At 74.4% G+C, this 25,263-nt stretch carries 23 protein-coding genes; all 23 read right to left on the bottom strand.

What is annotated here, in order from left to right; all coding sequences use genetic code 11:
* Positions 1–114: 114 nt before the first annotated feature.
* Entirely contained in the window at positions 115–1,545 is a 1,431-nt protein-coding gene (locus tag C1I99_RS07955; protein ID WP_111133561.1) for a MinD/ParA family ATP-binding protein, read from the bottom strand.
* A gap of 99 nt (positions 1,546–1,644) precedes the next feature.
* The gene (locus C1I99_RS07950; protein WP_111133560.1) at positions 1,645–2,670 is read right to left on the bottom strand and encodes a hypothetical protein; all 1,026 of its coding nucleotides are present in this window, start codon (positions 2,668–2,670) and stop codon (positions 1,645–1,647) included.
* Between the two features lie 42 nt (positions 2,671–2,712).
* Positions 2,713–3,657, bottom strand: coding sequence for an RluA family pseudouridine synthase (locus C1I99_RS07945; RefSeq protein ID WP_111133559.1), 945 nt, complete (start codon positions 3,655–3,657; stop codon positions 2,713–2,715).
* Positions 3,654–4,280, bottom strand: a complete 627-nt coding sequence (lspA, locus tag C1I99_RS07940; RefSeq protein WP_111133558.1) for a signal peptidase II — start codon at positions 4,278–4,280, stop codon at positions 3,654–3,656. The genes C1I99_RS07945 and lspA overlap by 4 nt, the downstream gene beginning before the upstream one ends.
* A gap of 66 nt (positions 4,281–4,346) precedes the next feature.
* Positions 4,347–4,766, bottom strand: coding sequence for a TraR/DksA family transcriptional regulator (locus C1I99_RS07935; protein WP_109965240.1), 420 nt, complete (start codon positions 4,764–4,766; stop codon positions 4,347–4,349).
* A 222-nt stretch (positions 4,767–4,988) separates the two neighbouring features.
* Positions 4,989–6,494: a potassium/proton antiporter gene (locus C1I99_RS07930; protein ID WP_111133557.1), complete on the bottom strand. Its 1,506-nt coding sequence runs from the start codon at positions 6,492–6,494 to the stop codon at positions 4,989–4,991.
* A gap of 22 nt (positions 6,495–6,516) precedes the next feature.
* On the bottom strand, positions 6,517–6,816 hold the full coding sequence (locus tag C1I99_RS07925; protein WP_111133556.1) for a DUF167 domain-containing protein: 300 nt from the start codon (positions 6,814–6,816) through the stop codon (positions 6,517–6,519).
* A gap of 17 nt (positions 6,817–6,833) precedes the next feature.
* Positions 6,834–7,445, bottom strand: a complete 612-nt coding sequence (locus C1I99_RS07920; RefSeq protein WP_111133555.1) for a hypothetical protein — start codon at positions 7,443–7,445, stop codon at positions 6,834–6,836.
* A gap of 78 nt (positions 7,446–7,523) precedes the next feature.
* The gene (locus tag C1I99_RS07915; protein WP_111133554.1) at positions 7,524–8,324 is read right to left on the bottom strand and encodes a DivIVA domain-containing protein; all 801 of its coding nucleotides are present in this window, start codon (positions 8,322–8,324) and stop codon (positions 7,524–7,526) included.
* Positions 8,325–8,368: 44 nt separating this feature from the next.
* Positions 8,369–8,674, bottom strand: a complete 306-nt coding sequence (locus C1I99_RS07910; protein WP_111133553.1) for a YggT family protein — start codon at positions 8,672–8,674, stop codon at positions 8,369–8,371.
* 21 nt (positions 8,675–8,695) lie between these two features.
* Positions 8,696–9,382 carry a cell division protein SepF gene (locus C1I99_RS07905; protein ID WP_111133552.1) on the bottom strand — a complete coding sequence of 229 codons (687 nt, stop codon included), beginning with the start codon at positions 9,380–9,382 and terminating at the stop codon, positions 8,696–8,698.
* Positions 9,383–9,573: 191 nt separating this feature from the next.
* On the bottom strand, positions 9,574–10,320 hold the full coding sequence (locus tag C1I99_RS07900; protein WP_111133551.1) for a YggS family pyridoxal phosphate-dependent enzyme: 747 nt from the start codon (positions 10,318–10,320) through the stop codon (positions 9,574–9,576).
* Between the two features lie 9 nt (positions 10,321–10,329).
* Positions 10,330–11,445, bottom strand: coding sequence for a cell division protein FtsZ (ftsZ, locus tag C1I99_RS07895; RefSeq protein ID WP_111133550.1), 1,116 nt, complete (start codon positions 11,443–11,445; stop codon positions 10,330–10,332).
* A 252-nt stretch (positions 11,446–11,697) separates the two neighbouring features.
* On the bottom strand, positions 11,698–12,510 hold the full coding sequence (locus tag C1I99_RS07890) for a cell division protein FtsQ/DivIB (protein WP_111133549.1): 813 nt from the start codon (positions 12,508–12,510) through the stop codon (positions 11,698–11,700).
* Entirely contained in the window at positions 12,507–14,060 is a 1,554-nt protein-coding gene (murC, locus tag C1I99_RS07885; RefSeq protein WP_111133548.1) for a UDP-N-acetylmuramate--L-alanine ligase, read from the bottom strand. Before murC ends, C1I99_RS07890 begins: the two co-directional genes overlap by 4 nt.
* 85 nt (positions 14,061–14,145) lie before the next feature.
* Positions 14,146–15,252: an undecaprenyldiphospho-muramoylpentapeptide beta-N-acetylglucosaminyltransferase gene (murG, locus tag C1I99_RS07880; protein ID WP_111133547.1), complete on the bottom strand. Its 1,107-nt coding sequence runs from the start codon at positions 15,250–15,252 to the stop codon at positions 14,146–14,148.
* Entirely contained in the window at positions 15,252–16,682 is a 1,431-nt protein-coding gene (locus tag C1I99_RS07875; protein ID WP_199562043.1) for an FtsW/RodA/SpoVE family cell cycle protein, read from the bottom strand. The genes murG and C1I99_RS07875 overlap by 1 nt, the downstream gene beginning before the upstream one ends.
* 340 nt (positions 16,683–17,022) lie before the next feature.
* On the bottom strand, positions 17,023–18,156 hold the full coding sequence (gene mraY, locus C1I99_RS07870) for a phospho-N-acetylmuramoyl-pentapeptide-transferase (protein WP_111133545.1): 1,134 nt from the start codon (positions 18,154–18,156) through the stop codon (positions 17,023–17,025).
* Entirely contained in the window at positions 18,153–19,550 is a 1,398-nt protein-coding gene (locus C1I99_RS07865; RefSeq protein WP_111133544.1) for a UDP-N-acetylmuramoyl-tripeptide--D-alanyl-D-alanine ligase, read from the bottom strand. The genes mraY and C1I99_RS07865 overlap by 4 nt, the downstream gene beginning before the upstream one ends.
* Positions 19,547–21,109 (bottom strand): UDP-N-acetylmuramoyl-L-alanyl-D-glutamate--2,6-diaminopimelate ligase, encoded by a 1,563-nt coding sequence (locus C1I99_RS07860; protein WP_111133543.1) that lies wholly within the window; start codon positions 21,107–21,109, stop codon positions 19,547–19,549. Before C1I99_RS07860 ends, C1I99_RS07865 begins: the two co-directional genes overlap by 4 nt.
* A 52-nt stretch (positions 21,110–21,161) precedes the next feature.
* The gene (locus C1I99_RS07855; protein WP_111133542.1) at positions 21,162–23,387 is read right to left on the bottom strand and encodes a peptidoglycan D,D-transpeptidase FtsI family protein; all 2,226 of its coding nucleotides are present in this window, start codon (positions 23,385–23,387) and stop codon (positions 21,162–21,164) included.
* Positions 23,388–23,391: 4 nt separating this feature from the next.
* The gene (gene ftsL, locus C1I99_RS07850) at positions 23,392–23,997 is read right to left on the bottom strand and encodes a cell division protein FtsL (protein WP_111133541.1); all 606 of its coding nucleotides are present in this window, start codon (positions 23,995–23,997) and stop codon (positions 23,392–23,394) included.
* A complete protein-coding gene (rsmH, locus tag C1I99_RS07845; protein WP_111133563.1) occupies positions 23,987–25,102 on the bottom strand; it encodes a 16S rRNA (cytosine(1402)-N(4))-methyltransferase RsmH in 1,116 nt (371 codons plus the stop codon). Before rsmH ends, ftsL begins: the two co-directional genes overlap by 11 nt.
* Positions 25,103–25,263 lie beyond the last annotated feature (161 nt).

Genomic DNA, 25,263 nt, shown 5'->3' with positions numbered 1-25,263 from the left:
CGCCCGGCGCGCCGGGACGGCTGTCGGGCCGGTCGGGGTCGGGGGTGTCCAGACTCACCCGGTGATCCTCTCAGGCCGCACGCCGGCGCGGGTCGCCGGTGGCGACACACCCGCTCATCGGCCGAACGGCTCCAGCATCATCGCCGCGGCCCGCAGCCACGCCTGCCGGGTCTCCGGCTGGAGCTGGTGGTACTCGATGGAGGAGCCGGTCTCCAGCGCCCCGTCGTACGGCACCACGGCCACCGCCCGGGTGCGGGTGGCGAAGTGCCGTTCCAGGTCGTCCTGCAGCGGGGAACGGCCCGGGGTCGGGCAGGAGATCAGGGTGACCGCGTTGTCGGCCAGCTCCCCCATGCCCACCTCGTGCAGCAGGTCCAGCATCCAGTCCGCGCTGAACGCGGCGTCCTCCCGCGGCACGGTAGTCACCACCAGCTGGTCGGCGTCCTGCATGACGCTACGCCAGTTGGCGCTCTCCACGTTGTTGCCGGTGTCGACGCAGACCACGTCGTGGGTGCGGCGCAGCAGCTCCAGCACCCGGCGCACGGTGAACTGGTCGAGCCGCTGGGCGAACCGCGGGCTCTCCTCGCCAGCCAGCACGTCGTACGAACCGTCGGAGGCGTGCCGCAGGTAGTCGTCCAGGTGCTCCAGCAGCTCCTCGCCCTCCTTGATCTCGATGTGGGCGAGGTCGCTGATCAGGTGGCGGATGGTGCGGGCGTGCCGGGCGCTGCCGGCGCGCAGCCCCAGGGTGCCACGCAGCTCGTTGTCGTCCCAGGCCAGCACGCCCCGGCCGCGTACGCTGCCGACGGTCGCCGCGGCCAGCACGGTGGCGGTCGTCTTGTGCACCCCACCCTTGGGATTGGCGAAGGCGAACACTCGGGGGCCGCCCAGGTCACGGCGGAGCACGGCGGCGGCCCGCTCCAGGTCGTTCTCCGCGCCCTGCGGACGCCACTCGACACGCGCCGGGTAGCCCCGGTCGGGCACCACCTCCGGCGGGGGCGGGGGTGCCGGCTGGTAGGCGGGCTGGGGACGGTAGCCGTTGTCGAGCAGCGCGTACCGGGACTCGGCCGGGTACGGGTCGTGCCGGTAGCCGTTGTCCAGCAGCGCGTACCGCGACTCGGGCGGCTCCGGACGGCGCGGCGGCTCCGGCCCCACGTAGGGCGGCTCGGGGCGGCGCGGCGGCTCCGGCTCCACGTAGGCCGGCTCGGGGCGGCGCGGCGGCGGCACCCGGTAGCCCGGCTCCGCCTGCGGGCCGGGGTCCACCCGGTAGCCGGGCTCGACCGGGTAGGTCGCCCCGGCCCGGTAGGCCCCGTCGGCCGGGAGGCCGGGCTCCGCGCCGTACGGCCGCTCGGCGGGACGCCCGGCGGCCGGCGCCCGCCCGGCGTAGCCGTTGCCCGACGCGCGTCGCGGCAGCGGCTCCGGCGGCACCGGCGGCTGCTCGGCCTCGGCCTCCTCGGCCGGGCGACCGCCGAGCCGGGCCCGGTCGAGCAGCGCCCGCCACCGCGGTGCTGGTTCGGCCGGCCGCCCCCAGCCGATGTCGCTGCCGTCCACGGCTCGCCCTCCCCAGCGCCATCGATACCCGTCTGACAGGCTACGAACGAAACCCTATGCGGACCACACCGGTCCGCGCACCTGTGGTGTCGGGCCTCGTCACCCCGCCGGCCCCGGTGTGCCGCCGCCGGTCGCGTCCGCCGAGGTCGGCGGCGTTGCCGGGGGCGTCGGTGCCGGCGTCGGCGCGGCGGAAGAGGGTGACGAATCCGTCACGTCCGGTGCGGGTTCCGACGTTTCGCCCGCGCTCGCGGTGGCCGACGGGGCGCCGGTCGGGGTGCCGGCCCGGTCCCCGCCCGGCGGGGTCGGGGTGAGCCCGCCGTCCGCGGGCGGGCGCGCGACGTCGCGCTGTTCGGGCAGCGGCGGCGTGAAGACGGTCCGGTCGAGCCGGCGGACCTCGGGCGCGGGGTCGACCGCCCGCACCGCGGGTCGGGACGCCACACCGCGCAACGCGGCCGGCTCGGCACGGACCACCGCCGCGTAGAGGCAGGCGCACCCGGAGCGGAACGCCGCCGCCTCCGCCGCCGCGACCTGCGCACCGCTGTCGTACACCTGCCGCAGCTCGCGCTCGACGGCGGCGTCGCCGGTCAACGCGGCGGCCCTGGCCCGGTAGTCGGCCGCCTCGCGGTCCTTGCGGGCGGCGAGCCCGGTCATCCCGGCGACCACGTCGTCGGGGAGCCGCTGGGCGGGGATGCGCACGATCTCGGTCTGCCGATCGGGCAGCGGCACCCGCCCGAAGACCGCGGCGACCGGCACGTCACCGAAGACCGCCGCCGCCCCCTGCGGGGTCAGGTACGACGAGAGCGACACCAGGGCCCAGGTGCCGTCGCCCGGTTCCGGTACGGCGGCCGCCAGCGTGGCCAGGTCCGCGGCGGCGGTACGCACGTAGCCGGGGATGGAGTCGCCGTCGGCCACCCCGACCCGGGTCACCTCGCCGACCGTCCGGTCGCCCGCCGGCCGCTCGTCGGTGGCCCATCCGGCGGCGAGCAGCACGGCGACGCAGGACAGCGCCGCGGCCCAGGAGAGCACCTGGGTGCGGGCCGGGCCGTGCCCGAGCCGGGTCACGGCGCCGGCCAGGCGGGGCAGCAGCTGCTGGTCCAACTGCCGCAGCAGGTCACCGGCGCGCACGGGCGGGCATCCCCTCGTCGGTCTGGTCGGGCGGGTCGCCGCTCAGTCGCGGAGGATCTCGAGCGCGCGGTCCAGGTCGTCAGGGTAGTCGCTGACGAAGCGCACCTCGTCCCCGGTTCCGGGGTGCAGGAAACTCAACGCCCGGGCGTGCAGCCACTGCCGGGCCAGGCCGAGCCGGCCGGCAAGGATGGGGTCCGCGCCGTACGTGAGGTCGCCCACGCACGGGTGCCGCAGGGTGGAGAAATGCACCCGGATCTGGTGGGTCCGGCCGGTCTCCAGCCGGACGTCGACCAGGCTCGCCGCCGGGAACGCCTCCAGCGTGTCGTAGTGGGTGATGCTGGGCTTGCCGCCGGAGACGACCGCCCAGCGGTAGTCGTGCGTGGGGTGCCGGTCGATCGGGGCGTCGATGGTGCCGCGCAGCGGGTCCAGGTGCCCCTGGACCACCGCGTGGTAGCACTTGTCCACCTCGCGGTACTTGAACGCCCGCTTCAACGCGCTGTACGCCTGCTCGCTCTTGGCCACCACCATGATCCCGGTGGTGCCGACGTCGAGCCGGTGCACCACGCCCTGCCGCTCGGCGGCGCCGCTGGTGGAGATGCGGTGCCCGATCGCGGCGAGCCCGCCGATGACGGTCGGGCCGGTCCAGCCGGGGCTGGGGTGGGCGGCGACGCCGACCGGCTTGTCCACCACCACGATGTCGTCGTCGGCGTAGACCACCCGCAGGCCCGGCACCGCCTGCGGCACCACGACGGGCGGGGCGGCCGGCGCGGGCAGGGTCACCTCCAGCCAGGAGCCGGCCTTGACCCGGTGCGAGTTGGGGCGCGCCGTCCCGTCGACCAGGGCGTCACCGGCGTCGACCAGGGCCGCGGCGGCGGTACGGGAGAGCCCGAAGAGCCGGGACACGGCCTGGTCCAGCCGCATCCCGTCGAGGCCGTCCGGCACGGGCAGTGAGCGGTGGTCGCCGCCGGCGGCGGAGGCGGAAGTCACGCCCGCTCCCGCTGCCCGGCCCCGGCCGGCCCGCCGGTGGTCGGCTCCGCCGCGGCCACGCCGTCCGCGGCCCGGCCGACCCGGCTGCCGTCGCGCTGGCGACCGGTGAGCTCCAGCAGCACGGCGAGGACCACGCCGCAGACCAGCGCGCTGTCGGCCAGGTTGAACACCGGCCAGACCCGGCCGTACGGGTCGAAGAGGCTGACCATGTCGACCACATGGCCGACGAACCAGCCGGGGGCCCGGAAGATCCGGTCGGTCAGGTTGCCCAACGCGCCACCCAGCACCAGGCCGAGCGAGACCGCCCAGGGCAGCGACCGCAGCCGCAGCGCCATCCACAGGATCCAGCCGACCACGCCGAGGGTGATCAGTGGGAAGACCCAGGTGTGGTCGGCGCCGATGCTCCAGGCAGCGCCGCTGTTGCGGGTCAGCGAGAGGTAGACGGCGCCGCCGAGCAACCGGACCGGCTCGCGGTCGGTCAGGGCCACCAGGGCCAGGTGCTTGGTGCCCAGGTCGGCCAGGAGGGCGACCAGCGCGATGCCGAGCAGGACCGTGACGGCTCTGCGCCGGGGCGTGCCGGCCGGCTCAGCGGGACCGGACCCGGCGGGCGGTGCTTCGGACATCTGCTCCCCATCGACGTTCGCGGCGGCGCTGGCGCGCCGCCTCCATCGGCCGCCGGGGAGCGGGCCTCAGCGCCGCTCCTCCAGCTGCTTGCAGGTCACGCAGAGGGTGGCCGACGGGAAGGCGGCGAGCCGCTCCACCGGGATCGGGTTGCCGCACCGCTCACACCAGCCGTAACCACCCTCGTCGAGCCGTTCCAACGCCCGCTCGACCTGCGTGATCCGTTCCTTGATGCTGTTGGCGAGAGAGATCTCCTGCTCCCGCTCGAACGTCTTGGTGCCGGTGTCGGCCTGGTCGTCGCCGGCCGAGTCGGTCAGCCGATCGCGCTGCAGCTCGGTGATCTCGCTCAGCGTCTGATCGTACTCGGCGCGCAACTCGTCACGCCGTGCCGCCAGGGCTGCCCGGATCTTCTCGGTCTCCGCCGCGCTGCGGGTGGCCTTCGCCACCGGCTTGCGGCCGGCGGTCCTGGTGTCGGCTGGCTTCGCCATCGTCGCTCCCTCGGCCGCGGAACCGCGGTGGTCCGCGGCACCTGGACAGGGGTCGCCGGCATCGGCGCCCCCAGGTACGAAACGGGCGCGCGGCGACACCGCCGCGCACTCCGGAGGTTGGCAAGGATACGGAACGTACAGGCGTCCGACAACGTGCCGCGCTGACGCACCGCAGTTCAGCCCCGAGTTATGCCTTACTGGGGCAAAAGGAACGCTAGCAGATCAATCGTCGCGATCCTCTCCGTACTCGCCAAACCAGCGGGCCAGCCGGCCTCGCCGGCTGATCGCCCGCAGCCGCCTCTCCGTCTCGTCCCGCACGCCGCCGGCGGCGACGATCAGCAGACTGTCGCCACTCTTGAGCCGGAAGTTCGCGCCGGGCACGAAGCCCGTCCCGTCGCGCAGCACCAGCGTCACCGCGGCGCCCAGCGGCAGCCGCAGCTCGTCGACGTGCACCCCGGCCAGCCGGGAGCCGGGCGGCACCTCCAGCTGGAGCAGGTCGGCGCGCATCCGCTCCAGCGGCGCCGTCTCCACCCGGATCTCCGCCGGCTCGGCGGGCGCGGTCACCCGCAGCCAGCGCGCGACCGGGGCGAGCGCCCCAGTCTGCACCAGCGTGAAGATCACCACCAGCACGAAGACGGCGTCGAACAGCCGGTCCGCGCCGGGCACCCGCTCGGAGAGCGGGATGGTGGCCAGCACGATCGGCACCGCGCCGCGCAGCCCCGCCCAGGACAGGAACGCCTGTTCGCGCAGGCCGAACCGGAACGGCAGGGCGGACACCGCCACCGACAGCGGCCGGGCCAGGAACACCAGGGCCAGGCCGGCGACCACCGCCGGCAGCACCGCCGAACCGAGCCGGCTCGGCGAGACCAGCAGGCCCAGCAGCACGAAAAGCCCGATCTGGGCGAGCCAGGCCAGCCCGTCGGCGAAGCCGAGGATCGCCTGCCGGTGCGGCAGCCGGCCGTTGCCGAGCAGCACCCCGGCGACGTACACGGCGAGGAAGCCCGAGGCGTGCAGCACCGCGCCGGCCGCGTACGCCAGCACGGTCAGCCCGACCGCCGCGATCGGGTAGAGCCCGGCCGAGGGCAGCGCGGCCCGGCGCAGCGCCCACCGCCCGCCCAGCCCGGCCACGAAGCCGACCAGCGCGCCCACCACCAGCTCGTAGCCGACCAGCCCAGCCTCGTACCACCACGGGTGCGCGCCCGCGCCGCCCTCCCGGGACAGCAGCACCACCAGCAGCACCACCGGGGCGTCGTTCATCCCCGACTCGGCCTCGAGGGTGGCCACCAGCCGGGGCGGCAGGCGCAGCCGGCGCAGGGTGGCGAAGACCGCCGCGGCGTCGGTGGAGGAGAGCACCGCGCCGTAGAGCAGGGCCAACCGCCAGTCCAGCCCGAGCAACAGGTGCACGGAGAGACCGACGAGCAGGATGCTCACCACCACCCCGACGGTGGAGAGCGCGGCGGCCATCCCGAGCACCGGGCGCAGGGTGCTCCACCGGGCGCTCAACCCGCCCTCGGCGATGATCACGATGAGCGCGCAGAAGCCGAGGGTACGGGTCAGGTCGACGTCGTCGAAGCGGATGCCCAGCCCGGCCTCGCCGATCGCCACGCCCAGGGCGAGGTAGACCAGCAGGCTCGGCACGCCGAGGCGGGTGGAGAGGCGCACCGCGCCCACCGCCACCAGCAGCACCGCCGCACCGACCAGGAGCGCGACATCCAGCCCGTGGGTCACGGCCGGGTGGCCCGGGCGGGCCTCACCCGGCGGACCCGTCGCGCAGTCGGCGCAGCGCCTCGGTCAACTCCGGGCCGGCCCCGTCGACCAGGAAGAGCTTGTCCCGGCTGGCGGCGCCCGCGCGCAGCGACACCGCCGCCGGCCGAACGCCGAGCGCGCCGGCCAGCGCCCGCCGGGCGGCCTCGGTGGCCCGCCCGTCGACCGCCGGGGCGTGCACCGCGATCACCAGGGCGGGCCCGTGCGGGCCGTCGAAGCAGCCGCCGACCCGGGCCCGGGCGGCGCCCGGCTTCACCCGTACCGCGACGGTGAGCATGTCGTCCATGGCAGGCCGGCCGCCGCTCAGATCCGGTGGGCGTCGGCGAGCAGGGCGGTGTCCGGGGCGCACCGCCCACACGGGGTGAAGCCGAGTTCGACGGCCTCGGCGACGGGTAGCGGCTCGTGCGCACGCCCGACCAGGTGCGCGCAGTCGGCCAGGTGGTAGCGGGGACGCCCGTCGACCACCCGTACCTCGGCGCCGAGCCGGGCCACCCGGGCGGCCTGCGCCGGGGTGACCTCCTGGGCCGCCGGTTCGTCGTCGTACGCCGTGGCCGGACCACTGTCCGAGACGGCGTGCGGGTCGGTGCCGGCCGCCGGCGGCTCGGGCGGTTGCCGCCACCCGGTGCCGCCGGCGTCGACCGTCGGAGGAACGTGCTGGACCGGGATCTCCGGCAGCACCGGCGACCCGTACCCCGTGCCGGGTCGGGTCGTGGTGGCCGGTCGGACCCGACCGGGGCGGCCCCGCTCCGCCGTCACCCGGGCGGCGGCCACCTGGCGGGCACCCGCGACCAACGCGACGGCGGCCAGCAGGCTGGCCGCGATGGAGACGATCAGGAGGAGGCTGGAGCCACCGGCGAGGCCGAGCACCAGCAGCACCACCGCGACGAGGATGAGCAGGAGACTGGCGACTATCACGGCTCACCCCCGCCGCGTCGTATCGATGAGGCGAGGTCGGCGACCGTCAACCCGGTGGCGGCGGTCGCCGACCGGTAATCAGCGACCGGCTTCGAGAGCGCCGGAACGACCGCCGCCGTAGGAGCCCGCGAGACCGGCGGTGGCCAGCCCGTTGCCGCCGGCGGCCCGGGCGCTGTCGGCACGGCCCATCTCGGCCTCCAGGCCCTGGCCGCGACCGTCGAGGTCACGCAGCTGGCTCTCCAGGTACGCCTTGAGCCGGGTGCGGTACTCGCGCTCGAACTGCTTGAGCTCCTCGATGTGCTTCTGCAGCGCGGTGCGCTTGGCGTCCAGGCCGCCCATGGCCTCCTGGTGCCGCTGGCGGGCGTCCCGCTCCAGCGCGTCGGCCTTGGCGCGCGCCTCGCGGGTGACCTCCTCGGCCTTGGACCGGGCCTCGGAGAGCAGCTGGTCGGCCTCGCGACGGGCGTCGGAGACGTGGTCGTCGGCGGTGCGCTGGGCCATCATCAGCACCCGCAGCGCCTGCTGCTCGCCGTCACCGGTGACCGCCGGGCCGCCGGCGACGCGCACCTGCTCGAGCTCCGCCTGCATCGCCCGGGCGGCCTGCTCGGCCGCCGCCTTGTCGCGCTGCACCCGGTCGAGCTGGGCCTTGACGTCGTTGAGCTCCGCCGCGAGCCGGGCGTCGCCGCCGGGGCCGGCGGGGGCACCGCCACGACCGCCGCGCTCCACCTGGGCACGCAGCTCGTTGTTCTCCTCGATGAGACGGGCGAGCTCGCGCTCGACCTCGTCCAGGAAGGCGTCGACCTCCTCCTCGTCATACCCCCGCTTGCCGATCGGCGGCTTTTTGAAGGCGACGTTGTGGACGTCGGCCGGGGTCAGCGGCATCGAAACTCCTCGGGTCAGTTGCGGCCGCGATAGCGCGTCGGTCATCAGGCGGTCCTGATGATCGACGGCTCTAACACGAACTCCATCAGCACGAACAGGATAACCAGGAGCACAAGGGAGGCCAGGTCGATGCTCACGGTACCAATTCGCAGCGGAGGGATCACACGCCTCAACGCGCTGAGAGGGGGATCAGTGACGCTCCACACGGATTCCAGTCCCGCCGATGCCGCGCGCCCCGGTTGCCAGCGCCGGCCGTACTGCAGAACTGCGCTGAGGACAAACCGGGACAGAAGAAGAAGCAGGAACACATAGAGGATCAGGTAGAGAACCTGAAGCAGGATCGACAACACGGCAGGCGACGTCCCTCGGGGTCAACTCAGACTGAAAAAGCCACCCTCAGCGATCTTGGCCTTGTCCTCCGCGGTGACCTGGACGTTGGCCGGTGAGAGCAGGAACACCCGATTGGTCACGCGCTCGATCGTACCGCGCAGCCCGAAGGCCAGCCCGGCGGCGAAGTCGACCAGTCGGCGGGCGTCCGCCTCGTCCATCTCGGTGAGGTTGATGATCACCGGTACGCCGTCGCGGAAGTGCTCCCCGATGGTGCGCGCCTCACGGTACGTGGTGGGGTGCAGCGTGGTGATCTGGTAGCGCTGCTCCTCCTCCGCCACCACAGCCCGCTCACGCGGCTGGACCTGCGGCGCCAGGGCGAGATTGTCCCGGGTGTGGTAGGTCAGCGCGCCGGAGGTCTCGCCGGCGGAGGGCCGGGTGATGGAACGAACGCTGGACCGCTCGGGCCGCTCGGTGTCGACGCGCTCGGTCTCCGCCGACCGACCGACAGCCCGCTCCGAGAGCCGGCCGCGGTCGCCGAGCCGGGGCCGGGGCGCCGGCGGCTCCTCGGCGTCGTCCTCGTCCTCGTCGGCGAACTCCTCGGCGTACCGGCTCTGCCGGTACCGCGAGTCGCGGTAGCCGCCCTTGTCGTAGCCACCGTCGTCATAGGCCCGCTCGTCGTCCTCCTCGACCAGACCGAGCCAGACCCCCGCCTTGCGCAGTGCACCCATCCCGCGCCCTTCCGTCCGCTGTGCGGCACGCGCCCCCGTGCCGTGTCGCCTGTCGCGAGTGGATCATCTCTGCCCACCGGACCGGAACGGCAATCCCCTGGCACGCGATTCGCGTCGCGCGCCACGACCCCCGAACAACGGGACCCCGTTCCTGAAACAACACTGATGTAATTTGCTTTCCCGCGGTCAGGCTACCGCAGCGTGGAGCGCATTCCGAGCAACGCGCTGCCGACGCGGACATGTGTCGCGCCGTACCTGATCGCAATTTCCAGGTCGCCGCTCATCCCCGCGGAGAGCGCCCCCGCGTGCGGATGGTCGGCCCGGAACCCGGCCGCCACCTCGGCCAGCCGGGCGAACGCCCGCTCCGGCTCCCAGCCCAGCGGCGCGACCGCCATCAGGCCGGCGAGTCGCAGCCCGGCCGCGCCGGCCACCGCCTCCGCCACCGGGCCGAGCCCGGCGTCCGGGTCGGCCGCGTCCGGCAGCGCCCCACCGCGGGCCGGATCCCCGTCGATGCTCACCTGGACCAGCACGTCCAGCGGCCGGTCCCGGGCCGTCGCCGACGCACCGTCCAACGCCCGGGCCAGCCGGGCGCTGTCGACGGAGTGGACCGCGTCGGCGTACCGCACCACCGAACGGGCCTTGTTGCGCTGCAGCTGGCCGATGAAGTGCCAGCGCGGCCGCACCCCCGCCGCCGCCACCTCGGCCGCCTTGGCGGAGGCCTCCTGGTCGCGGTTCTCCCCGACGTCGGTCACCCCAAGCCCGGCCAGCGCCACCACGTCGCCAGCCGGGTAGGTCTTGGTCACCGCGATCATGGTGATCTCGGAGCGGTCCCGGCCGGCCACCGCGCAGGCGTCGGCGATCCGGGACCGTACGCGGGCCAGGCCGGCCGCGAGTTCGGCGCGTCGGTCGGGGCGCACCGGGGCTGGACTGTCGGTCATCGGCGCGGCTCAGGAACCGTTCTTGAGGAAGTCGGGCACGTCGACGTCGTCGAAGAGCACCCGGCGGGGCGACTGGGGCGGGGCCGGCATGGTGGCCGGCGGCGGGGCCGCCTGGCCCTGCTGAGCCGGCTGATTCTGGTTGGTCTTGCGGGCCGGCTCGGCCGCCTTGTACGCCGGTGCGCCCCCGTCGAAGCCCGCCGCGATCACGGTGACCCGCACCTCGTCGCCGAGGGCGTCGTCGATCACCGCGCCGAAGATGATGTTCGCGTCCGGGTGGGCCGCGTCCGTGACCAGCTGGGCCGCGTCGTTGATCTCGAACAGTCCCAGGTCGGAGCCGCCCGCGATGGAGAGCAGTACGCCGCGGGCGCCGTCCATGCTCTGCTCGAGCAGCGGGCTGGAGATGGCCGCCTCGGCCGCCTCCACGGCCCGGTTCTCGCCCCGGGCGCTGCCGATGCCCATCAGCGCGCTGCCCGCCCCGCTCATCACGCTCTTGACGTCGGCGAAGTCCAGGTTGATCAGACCCGGAGTGGTGATCAGGTCGGTGATGCCCTGGACACCGGAGAGGAGCACCTGGTCGGCCGTGCGGAACGCGTCCATCATGCTGATGTTGCGGTCGCCCAGGGCCAGCAGCCGGTCGTTGGGGATGACGATCAGCGTGTCGCACTGGTTGCGCAGCTCGTCGATGCCGGCCTCGGCCTGCACCTGGCGGCGCTTGCCCTCGAAGGAGAACGGCCGGGTCACCACACCGATGGTCAGCGCGCCCAGCTTGCGGGCGATGTTCGCCACCACCGGCGCCCCGCCGGTGCCGGTGCCGCCACCCTCGCCGCAGGTCACGAAGACCATGTCGGCGCCCTTGAGCACCTCCTCGATCTCGTCGCGGTGGTCCTCGGCGGCGTTCTTGCCGACGTCGGGGTTGGCACCGGCGCCGAGACCGCGGGTGAGCTCGCGGCCGACGTCGAGCTTGACGTCCGCGTCGCTCATCAGCAGTGCCTGCGCGTCGGTGTTGATCGCGATGAACTCGACGCCCTTGAGCCCAACCTCGATCATCCGGTTGACGGCGTTGACGCCGCCGCCACCGATGCCGACGACCTTGATGACCGCCAGGTAGTTGTGCGGAGGTGTCATCTGAAGGTCCTTTCCCTTCGAGATTGGCGTGGGCCGACCGGGTACGGCTTGGCCAGACCAGCGGCCGACGACAGCTGTCACCAGCGAGGATCAGGAGCAAACCCTCACCCTCTACTAGAGGCTTACAGTTATGTCAACCACTGATCCTCTTCGGGGCAACGTAAGCGTCCCCGCCCGATGAGCCAAGGACCTGACCGGCGTGTCGCCGCCGGAGCGGGACGGGTCACGTCGTGCGGGTGACCAGACCGCCGGTCATCGGAGGGTCACCACGTCCGGGGCGCTGACGTCGATGATGTCGGCCTCGCGGTCGATCAGGGCGGTGGCCACCCGGGCCTTGTCCTCGCTGCGGGTCGCGTCCCCCCAGACCACCGCACGGTCCCCGCGCAGCCGCAGCGTGATCCGGGCCAGCCCCTCGACGGTCACCTCCACCAGCTCGGCGTGCAGCGGCGGGGTGAGCGCGGCGAGCACGTCCAGCGCGGCCCGGGTGCCGCCGTCCGCCGGCCCTGGCTCGGCGACCCGGACCAGCGGCAGGTCCGCCGGCTGCCGGTCCAGCGTCTGAAAGACCACGCCGGAGCGGTCGATTACCGCGAACCGCTCCCCCTGCGGCACCGCCGCGACGCCGGTCCGCTCGACCACCCGCACCACCAGCGCGTCCGGCCAGTCCCGGGTCACCGTCACCCGCTCAACCGGCGGCAGCTCGCCGATCCGCCTGGCGGCGGCGGCCAGGTCCACCCGCACCAGGGGCGCGTCGTCGGGCACTGCCGCCGCGTCGCGCACCTGCACCGGCGTGACCAGGTCGGCGCCCTCCACCCGGACCTCGCGCACGCCGAACAGGCCGGTGCCGAGCAGGGCCCAGGCGACCAGCCCGGCGAGGGCGAGCACGCCACCGACGACCGCCCAGGGCAGCGCCGCCCGCATCCGGCGCCGCCGGGCCCGGGCCATGAACCGGCGGGTCGAGGCCGGGACCGCGTCGCTGCCGGCCCGGACCAGCTGCCACCGGCGCACCGGCCCGCGCCGGCCGGCGTCCGCGCCGGTGGTCCGCCCCCGCGCCGGACCGGGGCTCATCCGGCGGCGGGCGCCGTGCCGTCCGGGACGACGCCGCCCGGGCCCGGCACGCCGGGGACCGTGCCGCCGATGGTGGTCGAGCCGCCGGCCTCGCCGCCGGGCGTGGTGCCGGCCGGCGCCGCCGCGTCGGCGGTCCGCGCCGACAGCGCGTCCAGCAGCTGGTCGCCCATCAGCGAGATGGGCGGCGCGCCCATGGTCACCACCACGTCGCCGGAGCGGGCCCGCCGGGCCACCTCCGCCGGCACGGCGTCCCACGAGTCGACGAAGACCTTCCGCTCGGCCGGCAGCGGCACCGCCTCGATCAGCGCCGCCGAGCCCTCCCCCGGCTGGCGCAGCTCGCCGGGGCCGAAGACCTCCAGCAGCACCAGCTCGTCGGCGATGGCCAGCGCCTCGGCGATCTCCGCCTGCAGGTCACGCGTGCGGTAGAGCCGGTAGGGCTGGAAGACGGCGACCAGCCGGCCGTCCCCGGCCACCTCGCGCAGCGTCTGCAACGCCAGGGTCATCGAGGTGGGGTGGTAGGCGTACTCGTCGTAGACCAGCACGTCGTCCGCGACGCCCTTGCGCTCGAAGCGCCGCCGCACCCCCGGGAAGGCCGCCAGCGCGGCCTCCGCCGCCTCGAGCGGCAGGTCCAGCAGGTACGCGGTCAGCACCGCGGAGGCGCTGTTGAGCCCCATGTGCCGCCCCGGCACCGGCAGCCGGAACTCGCCCAGCGAGCGGCCGTCGATGCTCGCCAGGTAACGCACACCCTGCGCCGAGGAGGAGATGTCGGTCAGCCGCAGGTCGGCGTCGGCGGCCTCGCCGTACGTGTGCACCCGGCGGCCCTCGGCGCGCAGCGTCTCGGCCAGCCGCCGGCCACCCGGGTCGTCGGCGCAGGTGACGATGAACCCGTCCGGGTCGGTGAGCCGAGCGAACTCGGCGAAGGTCGCCTCCAGGTTGGCGAGATCGCCGTAGGTGTTCAGGTGGTCGGCCTCGATGTTGGTGATGACCGAGACGTACGGCCGGTAGATCAGGAACGAACGGTCGCTCTCGTCCGCCTCCACCACGAAGTACTCGCCGGTGCCATGGTGCGCGCCTGAGCCGACCTCGGAGATCTCCCCGCCGATGACGAACGACGGGTCCTGCCCGGCCTGCTGGAGCACCATGGTGACCATCGAGGTGGTGCTGGTCTTGCCGTGCGTGCCGGCGACCGCCACCGTCCGCCGGCCGGTCATCGCCGCGGCGAGCGCCTCGGAGCGGTGCAGCACCCGCAGCCCACGCCGGCGCGCCTCGACCAGCTCCAGATGGTCCTGCGGGATCGCCGAGGAGTAGACCACGGTGTCCACACCGTCGAGGTTGGACGCCTCGTGACTCATGTGGATCGTGCCGCCGAGCGCGCGCAACCCGGCCAGCGACGGCCACTCCCGCAGCTCGCTGCCGGAGACCGGGATGCCCCGGGTGAGGAAGAGCCGCGCCAGGCCGCTCATGCCGACCCCGCCCGCCCCGATCAGGTGGATCGTGCCCAGGTCCTCCGCGGTGAGCGTGCCGGCCGGGGTGAACTGCGCGGTGTTCATGACTCAGACCTTCCCGTCGCGGCGCGCCCGGTCACCGGGCCGCCGTCGGTCGCGGCTGCGGGGCTCGCGAGCTCGCTCCTCGCGCTCACCGGGCCACCGCCTCGTAGACGAAGTTGAGCAGCGCCTCGTCGCCGTCGCGCCGCCCGTACGCGGACGCGGCCGCGCCCATCGCGGCGAGCCGGTGCGGGTCGCGGATCAGCGGGATGACGGTGCGCTCCAGCCAGTCCGGGGTCAGCTCGGCGTCGTCGACGAGCAGCCCGCCGCCGGTCTCCACCACGGGCAGCGCGTTGCGCTTCTGCTCCTGGTTGCTGTGCGGGTACGGCACGTAGACGGTGGGCAGCCCGATCGCGGCCACCTCGGCGCACGTCATCGCCCCGCCCCGGCCGAGCATCAGGTCGGCCGCGGCGTAACCCAGCTCCATCTCTGACAGATAGGGCAGCGTCACGTACGGCACCGGCAGGTCGCTGGGGATCGGCACCGGCTCGTTGCGGGCACCGATCACGTGCAGCACCTGCACCCCTTGCCGGGCCAGTTCCTTGGCCGCCCCGGAGACCGCGAGGTTGATCGAGCGGGCGCCCTGCGAACCGCCGGCGACGAAGAGCACCGGCAGGTCGGGGCGGAGCCCGAAGTGGGCCCGGGCGGCGGTGCGCAGGGCGACCCGGTCCAGCCCGGCGATGCCCCGGCGCAGCGGCACCCCGACCACCCGCGCGTCGCGCAGCGACTCGGCCTGGACCGGCTGGTGCGGGAAGCCGACCGCGACGTGCCGGGTGAACTTCATCCCCAGCCGGTTGGCCACGCCCGGCGGCACGTTCACCTCGTGGATCACGATGGGCAGCTCCCGACGCCACGCGGCCAGGTACGCCGGCACCGAGACGTACCCGCCGAAACCGACCACCACGTCGGCCTGCACCTCGTCGATCACCTTGCCCGCGGCGCGGGCCGCGGTCCACATCCGGCCCGGCGTCTTCACCAGGTTCATGTTGACCGACCGGGGCAGCTGGTACGCCGGAATCTGCCGCAGGTCGTAGCCCTGCGGCGGGATCAGCTCGTTCTCCAGGCCCTTCGGGGTGCCCAGGCAGGTGATCCGGACGCCGGGGTCGTGTCGGCGCAGGCAGTCGGCGAAGGCCAGCAACGGGTAGATGTGTCCCCCGGTGCCACCTCCCGCGAGCACCACCGAACGCAGCGGACCCATCAACGTCTCCTCTCGTTCGCCGACCCGGCACGTGCCCGGCCGGACCGGACGCCGCGGGGCGCGGGCTGCTCGTCCTCCCGCCGCTTTCGTGACCGGGGTACGGACCCTCGGGCGGCCGGCGGCGTCGCCGCGCGGCGACGCCGACCGGGAAGCGGCGGCAACGGGGCCCAGAGTAGTCGGACCCATCGGGCCGGCGGACGGGCATGCAGTGCTCTGGCCGCATCCGGTTCGGCGCGGGCGAAGGACGCGAGCATCCCGATCGCGGCGAGCGTGACGACCAGGGCGCTTCCGCCGTCGGAGATGAACGGCAGCGGCAGGCCGGTGATCGGCAGCAGTCCGACCACCCCACCGACGTTGATCACGGCCTGGCTGACCAGCCAGGTGGTCACCGCGGCGGCGGCGAGCCGGCGGAACGGGTCGTCGACCCGCCGGGCGATGCGCAGCCCGGTGTACGCCAGCACGGCGAAGAGGGCGAGCACCACCGCGCAGCCGACCACGCCGAGCTCCTCGGCGATGACGGCGAAAATGAAGTCGTTGTGCGCCTCGGGCAGCCAGTTCCACTTCAGGCTGCTCTTGCCCAGGCCGACGCCGAACCAGCCGCCGTGCTCGATGGCCAGCCGGCCCTGGTAGATCTGGAAACAGCCGTCCAGTTTGCAGTCCTCCGGCGCGGGCGGGTTGAAGAAGGACATCAGCCGGGCGAAGCGGTAGTTCTCCTCGCCCCGCTTGCCGGAGCCGGCGCCCAGCGACGCCACGGCGATCAGCAGGCCGACGCCGATCAGGCCGAACACCGACAGGGTGCCGAAGACCCGCAGCCGCACCCCGGCGGCCCAGAGCAAGCCGACCACCAGCGCCAGCAGGCAGAGCATGGTGCCGAGGTCGTTGTAGCCGACCAGCACGAAGAGCAGGCCGACGATCGGGAAGAGCGGGGTGGCCAGTTCCCGCCACCAGCCCAGCGCGGCGCCCTTGCGGGCGATCACGTGCGCCCCCCACAGCACCAGGGCGAACTTCGCCAGCTCGGAGGGTTGCAGCTGGATGCCGCCGACGAACAGCCAGAGCAGCTTCGCCTCGATCGGGCCGATCCGGGCGGATTCCTGGCCGGTCAGCCGAGCGTACGCGAGCAGCAGGTTGAGCAGCAGCAGCAGCCCGATGGCGGTGAACAGCAGCGGCCGGCCCAATGCTCGGTAGGTCTTCGCCGGCAGCCGCTGGCAGGCCCAGAACGCGACGATGCCGATCACCGCGAAGATCGCCTGCTTGGTCAAGGACGCGGAGGCGTTGCCGCCCTCGGCGTAGTCACGCACGCTGGTGGCCGAAAAGACCATGGTCAGCCCGATCAGCAGCAGCAGGCCGGCGCTGGACAGCAGCAGGTAGTAGGAGGCGAGCGGGCGGTCCAGCAGGCCGCGCAGGGCGGCCAACCCACCCGCGGCGTCCAGGGCGCGCAACGCCGCCGGGCCGCCGGGATCGTCCGGCCCGCGGGCCGCGCCGGCTGACTCGCCCGTACGCGCGCCGCCGGCTGACCGCCGTGCCGTCGTCTCCGGCGTGCCCTCGGTGTCCGCTGCCTCCCCCACCCCGACATCATCGCGGTTTCCCGGGGCCGGCACCCGCGCAACCGCCCGTCGGCGTGTCGGGCTTGCGCCGGACCGGGCGGCCGGTCCCGCCGTGCCGGCTGGGCGTGGCCTCGCAGCGGTGCGGCCTGCGGGCCCGGGACGGCGCGTCCCGGGCCCGCCGGCGCCGCCGCAGTTGGGCCCGGGCCGGCCGGCGCCGCCGCCCGGCTCAGGTCATGTTGGCCAGGAACTCGCTGTAGAACAGGCCCAGGGCGATGGCCACGCCGATGCCGGCGATGATCCAGAACCGGACCACGATGTTGACCTCGCTCCAGCCGGCGAGCTCGAAGTGGTGTTGCAGCGGCGACATCCGGAACACCCGCTTACCGGTGGTCCGGAACGAGATGATCTGGATGACCACCGACATCGTGATGATCACGAAGAGGCCGCCGATGATCGGCAGCAGCAGGATCGTCCGGGTGGACATCGCCATGCCGGCGATCAGCCCACCGAGACCGAGCGCGCCGGTGTCGCCCATGAAGATCCGCGCCGGTGAGGTGTTCCACCACAGGAAGCCGACGCAGGCACCGGCCGCCGCGCCGGCGATCAGAGCGATCTCCAGCGGGTCCCGGACGGTGTAGCAGTAGTTCGCCGGGTTGGCGGTGTAACTGGGGTCGGCGCACCAGTGCCGGTACTGCCAGAACGCGATCAGCGCGTACGCGGCGAGGACCATCACCGAGGCGCCGGTGGCCAGGCCGTCGAGGCCGTCGGTGAGGTTCACGCCGTTGGTCGCCGCCATCACCACGAAGATGAAGATGATCACCGCGCCGACCTTGGTGACGTCCAGCGCCGGGATGTCCCGGATGAAGCTCAGTGTGGTGCTGCCCACCGTCTCGGTGTTGGTCACCGCGCCCGTCGCGTCGGTCATGGTGCTCGGGAAGTACAGCGCCACGACCCCGAAGACCGCGCCGACCAGGATCTGACCGAGCAGCTTGCCGCGCTTGTTCAGCCCGCCGCTGTGCCGCTTGCGCACCTTGAGGAAGTCGTCGATGAACCCGACCGCGCCGGAGAAGACCATCAGCCCGAGCAGCACCAGCGCGGTGATGGTCGGCTCGACCTGGGCGATCTGCGCGTCCGGCAGGGTGGTCAGCGCGAGGTGCCCGGCGACGTACGCGATGACCGTGGCGAGGATGAACACCACCCCGCCCATCGTCGGAGTGCCCTTCTTGCCCTGGTGCATCGCCGGGCCCTCGGCCCGGATCGGCTGGCCGGCCTTGAGCCGGGTGAACACCTTGATCGCGATCGGGGTGCAGAAGAGCGAGATGAGGAAGGCCACCCCGACGGCGACGATCACCGCCCTCATCCGGCCGTCCCCTTACTGGCCTCGGCGCGCAGCGCGTCGGCCACCTCCCAGGTGCGGTACCGGGAGCCCTTCACCAGGACGACGTCGCCCGGCCGTAGTTCCCTCCGCAGCACCTCGACGGCCGCCGCCTGATCGGTGAGCAGCACCGACTCTCCTCCCCAGTCACTTACCGATGTCGCGCCTTCGTGGATCGGCGCCGCCGGCTCACCCACCACGAGCAGCCGGTCGACGCCCAGGTCGGCCGCGAGCCGGCCGACCTCGGCGTGGCCGTCCCGCTCGAACGGGCCGAGCTCGGCCATGTAGCCGAGCACCGCGACGGTACGCCGGTCCCGCCCGATCCCGGCCAGCGCCCGCAGCGCGACCGCCATCGAGGCGGGGTTGGCGTTGTACGAGTCGTCGATCACCGTCACGCCGTCGGTCCGCTCGAAGACGTCCATCCGGCGGGTCGAGACCAGCCCGAGCTCGCCCAGCGCGACGGCCAGCTCGGTCAGCGGCATACCCAGCTCGCGGGCGACGGCCGCGGCGGCCAGGCAGTTCGAGACCTGGTGCCGCCCGGTCAGCCCGAGCCGGACCGGCGCCGTCCCCTCCGGGGTGACCAGGGTGAACGCCGCCCGCCCCCGGTCATCCATGGTCACCTCGACGGCGCGGAGGTCGGCGTGCGCCGCCTCGCCGTAGCGGACCACCCGGGCCCGGGTGCGGGCGGCCATCGCGTCGACCAGCGGGTCGTCGGCGTTGAGCACGGCCAGGCCGTCGGCGGGCAACGCCTCGACCAACTCCCCCTTGGCCAGCGCGATGGTCTCCCGGGAACCGAACTCGCCGATGTGCGCCACCCCGACGTTGAGCACCACGGAGATCCGCGGCGGCACCACGTCGCACAGGTAGCGCACGTGCCCCACCCCGCGGGCGCCCTTCTCCATCACCAGGTAGCGGGTATCGGGCCCGGCCTGCAACGCGGTGTACGGATGCCCCAGCTCGTTGTTGAACGAACCGGGTGGCGCCACCGTCGGGCCGAGCCGCGCGGCGAGCTGGGCGATCAGGTCCTTCGTGGTGGTCTTGCCGGAGGAGCCGGTCAGCCCGATCACGGTGAGGCCGGGCAGCCGGTCGACCACCGCCCGGGCCAGCCGGCCCATCGCGGTCAGCGCGTCGTCGACCAGCACCAGCGGCACCCCGGGCACCTCCCGGGTGCCGAGCACCGCCACCGCGCCGGCCTCGACCGCCGCCGCGGCGAAGTCGTGCCCGTCGACCCGCTCGCCGGGAAAGGCGACGAAGAGCGCGCCCGGGCCCACCTTGCGGGAGTCGAACTCAACCGGGCCGGTGACCCGGACCCGCGGGTCGGCGGCGACCAGCCGTCCGTCGACCGCCGAGGCGACCTCGGCCAGGCTCAGCGCGATCACCGCTGACCCGCCCCGTCCCCGAAGCGGGCGCGCAGCGCGGCGGCCAGCTCGGTGCGGTCGTCGAACGGGTACACCTCGCCGGCGACCTCCTGCCCTCGTTCGTGGCCCTTGCCGAGCACCGCGACCACGTCACCCGGCTCGGCCAGCCGGACCGCCTCGTCGATCGCCGCCCGCCGGCCGGCGACCTCCACGATCCGTGCCGCCGCGCCGGCCCGGTACGCGCCGGCGAGCACCTCGGCGCGGATCTCCGCCGGGTCCTCGGTACGCGGGTTGTCGTCGGTCACCAGCACCACGTCGGCTCCCTCCGCCGCGGCGGCGCCCATCACCGGCCGCTTGGCCCGGTCCCGGTCACCGCCGGCGCCGATCACGCAGATCAGCCGGCCGCCGCTGAACTCCCGCAGGGCGGCCAGCGCGGCCACCACCGCGTCCGGCTTGTGGGCGTAGTCGGCCACCCCGCGCACCGGGCCGGGGGCGTCGACCAGCTCCAGCCGGCCCGGGACCCCACCGCAGGCGGCCACCCCGGCTGCGGCGGTCTTCGGGTCCACCCCGGCGGCGACCAGCGCGGCGATGGCCAGCAGCGCGTTGGCCACGTTGTGCCGGCCGGGCAGCGCCACCCCGGCGGGGAGGACCAGCCCGTCCGGGCCGTGCGCGGTGAACCGCTGCGCGTACCCCTCACCGCCGACCTCGTCGGCCCACCAGGTGGCGGTGGGGTCACCGGCCGCCGAGTAGGTCACCGTGGCCGGCTTGTACAGCGGGCGCAGCGCCGGGTCGTCGTGGTTGAGCACCTCCACCGCGCAGCGGCCGTCGAACAGCTGCGCCTTCGCGGCGAAGTAGTCGGCGGCGTCGGCGTGGAAGTCCAGGTGGTCGGAGCCGAAGTTGGTGTAGCCGCCGACGGTGAACCGCACCCCACCGACCCGGCCCATCGCCAGCGCGTGGCTGGACACCTCCATCACCACCGCGGTCACCCCGCGCTCCCGGGCCGCGGCCAGCATGGCGTGCAGGTCGGTGGCCTCGGGCGTGGTGCGCACGCTGTCGATCACCAGGTCGCCGAGGCGGGTCTCCACGGTGCCGATCAGGCCGGTGGTGTGGCCGGCGGCGCGCAGCCCGGACTCGACCAGATAGGCGGTGGAGGTCTTGCCGGCGGTGCCGGTCACCCCGATCACCGTCAGCTCCTCGGTGGGGTCGCCGTAGACGGCCGCGGCCAGGGCGCCGAGCACCGCACGCGGGTCGGGCACCACCAGGGCGGGCAGGCCCGCCCCGGTCACCGCCGGGACGCCCGCCGGGTCGGTCAGCACGGCCACCGCGCCGGCCGCCGCCGCGGCGGCGGCGAACTCCGCGCCGTGCCGGCGGGCGCCGGGCAGGGCCGCGTACAGGTCGCCGGGGCGGACCTCCTGGCTGGCGTGGGTCACCCCGGTCACCAGCGGGTCGGCGGCGCCGGCCGGGGGTGCGACGGCGAGCCGGGCGGCGAGGTCGCCGAGCCGGACTCCGCTCACGGTACGGGGACGAGGATTGCCGGGCACGGCGTCAGACCCTACCCGGTCGTCCGGTTCCGGCCGCACAGCCGCCCCGGTGGTTCGTCCGCACTCACCGATGATGTCGCGCCGTGACCGCCTAGCGCGGATAGACCAGGAACTTCGGCGGCGCGCCCCCCGACGGCGGCACGCGGTAATGACGCAGCGTGAACTGCATCATGTCGCGGAACGCCGGGGCCGCGATGTCGCCGCCCCCGCCGCTCGGGGTGTGCGCGAAGACCGCGATCACGTACCGGGGGTTCTCCGCCGGGGCCATCCCGATGAACGAGGCCACCTCGCCGGGCTGCTTGCGCCCGTCGACCAGCCGCCAGCCGGTGCCGGTCTTGCCGGCCACCCGGTAGCCGGGGACGGCCGCCGCCGTGCCGGTGGCGCCGTCGACCGTGGTCACCGCCTCCAGGATGGTGCGCAGGGCGGCGGCGTTCTCCGGGCTCAGCACCGACCGGGTGACCGGCGCCGGGGCGGGCTTACCCTTCCCGTCCGGGCCGATCACCTCCTTGATCAGGTGTGGCTGGACGTAGGTGCCGTTGTTGGCGATCGTGGCGTACGCGGCGGCCATCTGCAGCGGCGTGGCGTCGACGCTGTGCCCGATTGGCACCGACCCGTACGACGACCCGCTCCACTCGTCGGCCGGTAGCAGCCGGCCGTCGGCCTCCCCGGGTATGCCGACCCCGGTCGCCTCGCCGAGGCCGAAGCGCCGCTGGTAGTCGATGAGCCGCTCCCGGCCGAGCCGGTGGGCGATCTCGATGGTGCCGACGTTCGACGAGTACGCCATCATCCCGGCCAGGCTCATCCGCCGACCGTTGGCCGGGTGGGTGTCGGCGAACCAGGTGTCGCCCCTGCGGACCGCGTTCGCGATCGGCAGCGTGGTGTCCGGGGTGATCACACCCTCCTGCAACGCCGCGCCGAAGGTGATCGCCTTGTGCACCGAACCGGGGTCGACCACGAAGCTGGTGGCCGCGTCCTCCCGGTCGGTCGGCTGGCTCGGCAGCGGCTTGGCCGCGTTGTAGGTGGGATGGCTGGCCTGGGCCAGCACCTCGCCGCTGCCCACCTCGATGACCACGGCCGCGCCGGTGCTCCCCTTGCTCTGCGCCATCGCGTCGCTGAGCATCCGCTGCACCATGAACTGCAGGTCGCGGTCGATGGTCAGGCGCAGGGAGCTGCCCGGCTTGGGCTGCGTGGTGCGGCTGTAGCCGCCGGGGATTGGGGCGTTCAGGTCACCGAGACCGGCCTCGTAGACCCGGCTGCCGTCCTGGCCGCGCAGCAGCTTGTCGTAGCGGGCCTCCAGGCCCTCCAGCCCGAGCATGTCCTGACTGGTGAAGCCGATCAGGTTGGCGGCCAGGTCGCCGCCGGGCACCTCGCGCCGCTCGTCGCGGTGCACCCCGATGCCGGGCAGCTCCAGCGCCTGCACCTTCGTGGCGGTGGCGATCTCCACGCCGCGGGCGAGGTACTCGAACCGGGACTGGGTGGTGCTCCCCGGCAGGGTGCGCGGCCGCATCTTCTCCGCCAGCGTCGAGGAGGGGATGCCGAGCAGCGGGGAGAGCGCCCGGGCGGTGGCGGTGGCGTCCTCGATCAGGGTCGGGTCGGCGAAGACGTACCGGGCCTCGACGCTGTGCGCCAGCGGGTCGCCCCAGCGGTCGGTGATCGCGCCCCGGGGGGCGGGCAGGTCAACCCGGGTCAGCCGGTCCTGCACCCCGCCCCCGGCGTACGCCGGGGTGTCCACGGCCTGGAGCATGACCAGCCGGATGCCGATGGTGGCGAAGAGCGCCAGGGTGAGCACGGTGCCCAGCCGCAGCCGGCGACGCGGGTCGGCCAGCTTCGGGGGGCGCGGCGGCTTGCGCGACGGCCGCCGGGCCGCGGGGCGGTCCGGCCGGCGCGTGGGGCGCGGGGCGGGCCGGCGGCGCGGCAGCGGTGGCTCCCCGTCGGGCGAGCCGCGCGCGGCACGGGGCGTGACGGTCCGCACCACGCCGGTCCGCCCGGCCGGCGCGTCCCGGCGACCGGTGCGGGTGGCCGCGGCGCGCCCGCCGTCGAGCACCTGCAACGCCGGGCGGAACGGATCGCCGGAGCGCGTGCTGCGCGGGGTCCGGCGCTGCTCGGCGCGGGCCGGGCGCTCGTCGCGCCCGGGCCGGCCGGCGTCGGACCGCTCCTCGCGGATGGTGCGGCCCCGCGGGGTGTACGCGCGGGCGTCGGAGATGCCGCCGACGCCCGGCTCGCCGGAGCGCGGGTCGGCGCCCCGGCCGGCGGCGCGGGACGAGCCGCGCCGGGAGCCCGTGGCGTCCCGGCGCGGTTCCTCCGATCTCGGCGGCACGTCGTCATCCCCCCGAGCCCTGCTGGCTGGTGACCGACGGCTGCCCGCTGGCGGGCTGCGGCACGCCGATCATCTTGCCGTCCGGCAGCCGGATGTAGGCCGGCTCGCCCGACTCGACCAGGCCCAGCTTGCGGGCCTCGGCGGCCAGGTTGCCCGGGGCCGCCGCGTCGGCGATCTGCTTGTTCAGCTGCTGCTGCTCCAGGTCGAGCTTGGCCTGCTGCTGGTGCAGCTTCTCCAGCCGGAAGGCGTTCTCGTTGATCTTCGTGTTAACCGTCAGGATGCCGAGCACCCCACCGACCACCAGCACCACGATCAGTGCCGCGAACGGCGCCCGCGGCACCTTCACCGGCGGCGGCGGCGCCACCCGTAGCCGCGGCGTCCGCGCCGTGCCCGCGGTGGACCGCTCGGCCGGCCGCAGCGCGGCGCTGCCCTGGGTCAGATACTCGCGCGCCCCCCGGGCGCGAGTATCTTCCAGTCGATCGCTCCGGCCCGCCCGCGGCGTCCCGGCACCGGCGCGCGTGGCCCGCTCCGCCGCGGTCCGGCCCCCCGACCGCGGTGCGCGCTGCCCGCCGCCGGTGACGTCCCGGCGGTCGCGCTTGTCAATAGTCATGTCCCTCCCCCTCTTCGTCCGTCCCTGTCCCGTCCCCCGGCGCCGAGCGGGGACCCGTGCCGGATCCCGTCGACCCCGTCCCCGGTTGGTGCATCGCCTTGACCCGGCGGCGGTACCGTTCGCGGTCGGTCCGCCGCTGTCGCTCGGCATCCGGGTCGATTCGCTCCGCGGCCCGCAGCCGCACCGAGGCGGCCCGCGGGTTCGCGGCGACCTCTACCTCCCCGGGCAGTTCGGCGCCCCGGCTCAGCAGCCGGAACGTCGGACCCGACCCGGGCAGTTCGACCGGGAGGTCGATCGGGCCCTTGCTGCGGACCCGGTCAGCGAGCGCCGCCTTGGTGAGCCGGTCCTCCAGCGAGTGGTAGGACAGGACCACCAGGCGACCGCCCACGTTGAGCCTGTCGAGGGCGGCCGGCAGCGCCGTCTCCAGCGCGGCCAGCTCCCGGTTCACCTCGATCCTCAACGCCTGAAACGTTCTCTTTGCCGGATGTCCACCGGTTCGCCGGGCTGGTGCCGGTATCGCCTCCCGGACCAGCTCGGCCAGCCGCGCCGAGGAGGTGATCCGGGCCCGCTCGCGCTCCCGGATGATCGCCGAGGCGATCCGGCCGGCGAACTTCTCCTCGCCGTAGACCCGCAGCACCCGGGCCAGGTCCGGGTGGGCGTACGTGTTGACCACCTCCTCGGCGGTCACCCCCCGGGTCTGGTCCATCCGCATGTCCAGCGGGGCGTCCTGCGCGTAGGCGAACCCGCGGTCGGGTGCGTCGAGCTGCAACGACGAGACCCCCAGGTCGAACAGGATCCCGTCGACGCCCGGATAGCCCAGCCGGTCGAGCACCTCCGGCAGCTCGTCGTAGACCGCGTGCTCCAGGTGGACGCGGTCGGCGAACCGGGCCAGCCGGACTCGCGCGTGGGCGAGCGCCTCGGTGTCCCGGTCGAGCCCGACCAGCACCGTCTCCGGATGCGCCTGCAGCACCGCCTCGGCGTGCCCGCCCAGGCCCAGCGTCGCGTCGACATGGACCGTGCGACCGCCCCGGTCCAGCGCGGGAGCCAGCAGCTCGAGACACCGCTCGAGCAGCACCGGCACGTGCGTGCCGCGTAGCTCCCCCATGTCGACCCCCACTGGTTGAAACCGGTCTCCGTCTTGCGCCTGTCGCGGACGACGCCGTGCCGTCGTACCGCCAGATCCCCATCCGCTCCCCGCCCGCCGGAGGCCGCGGCCCCCCGATCGGATCGTGCGCCTGGCACCGGGGAAGGGATGCCAGGAACTCG

It is taken from the genome of Micromonospora deserti (assembly GCF_003236335.1).
GTDB lineage: Bacteria > Actinomycetota > Actinomycetes > Mycobacteriales > Micromonosporaceae > Micromonospora > Micromonospora deserti.
Note: the sequence above shows the minus strand (reverse complement) of the source record. Positions and strands in the feature narration are given on the sequence as shown.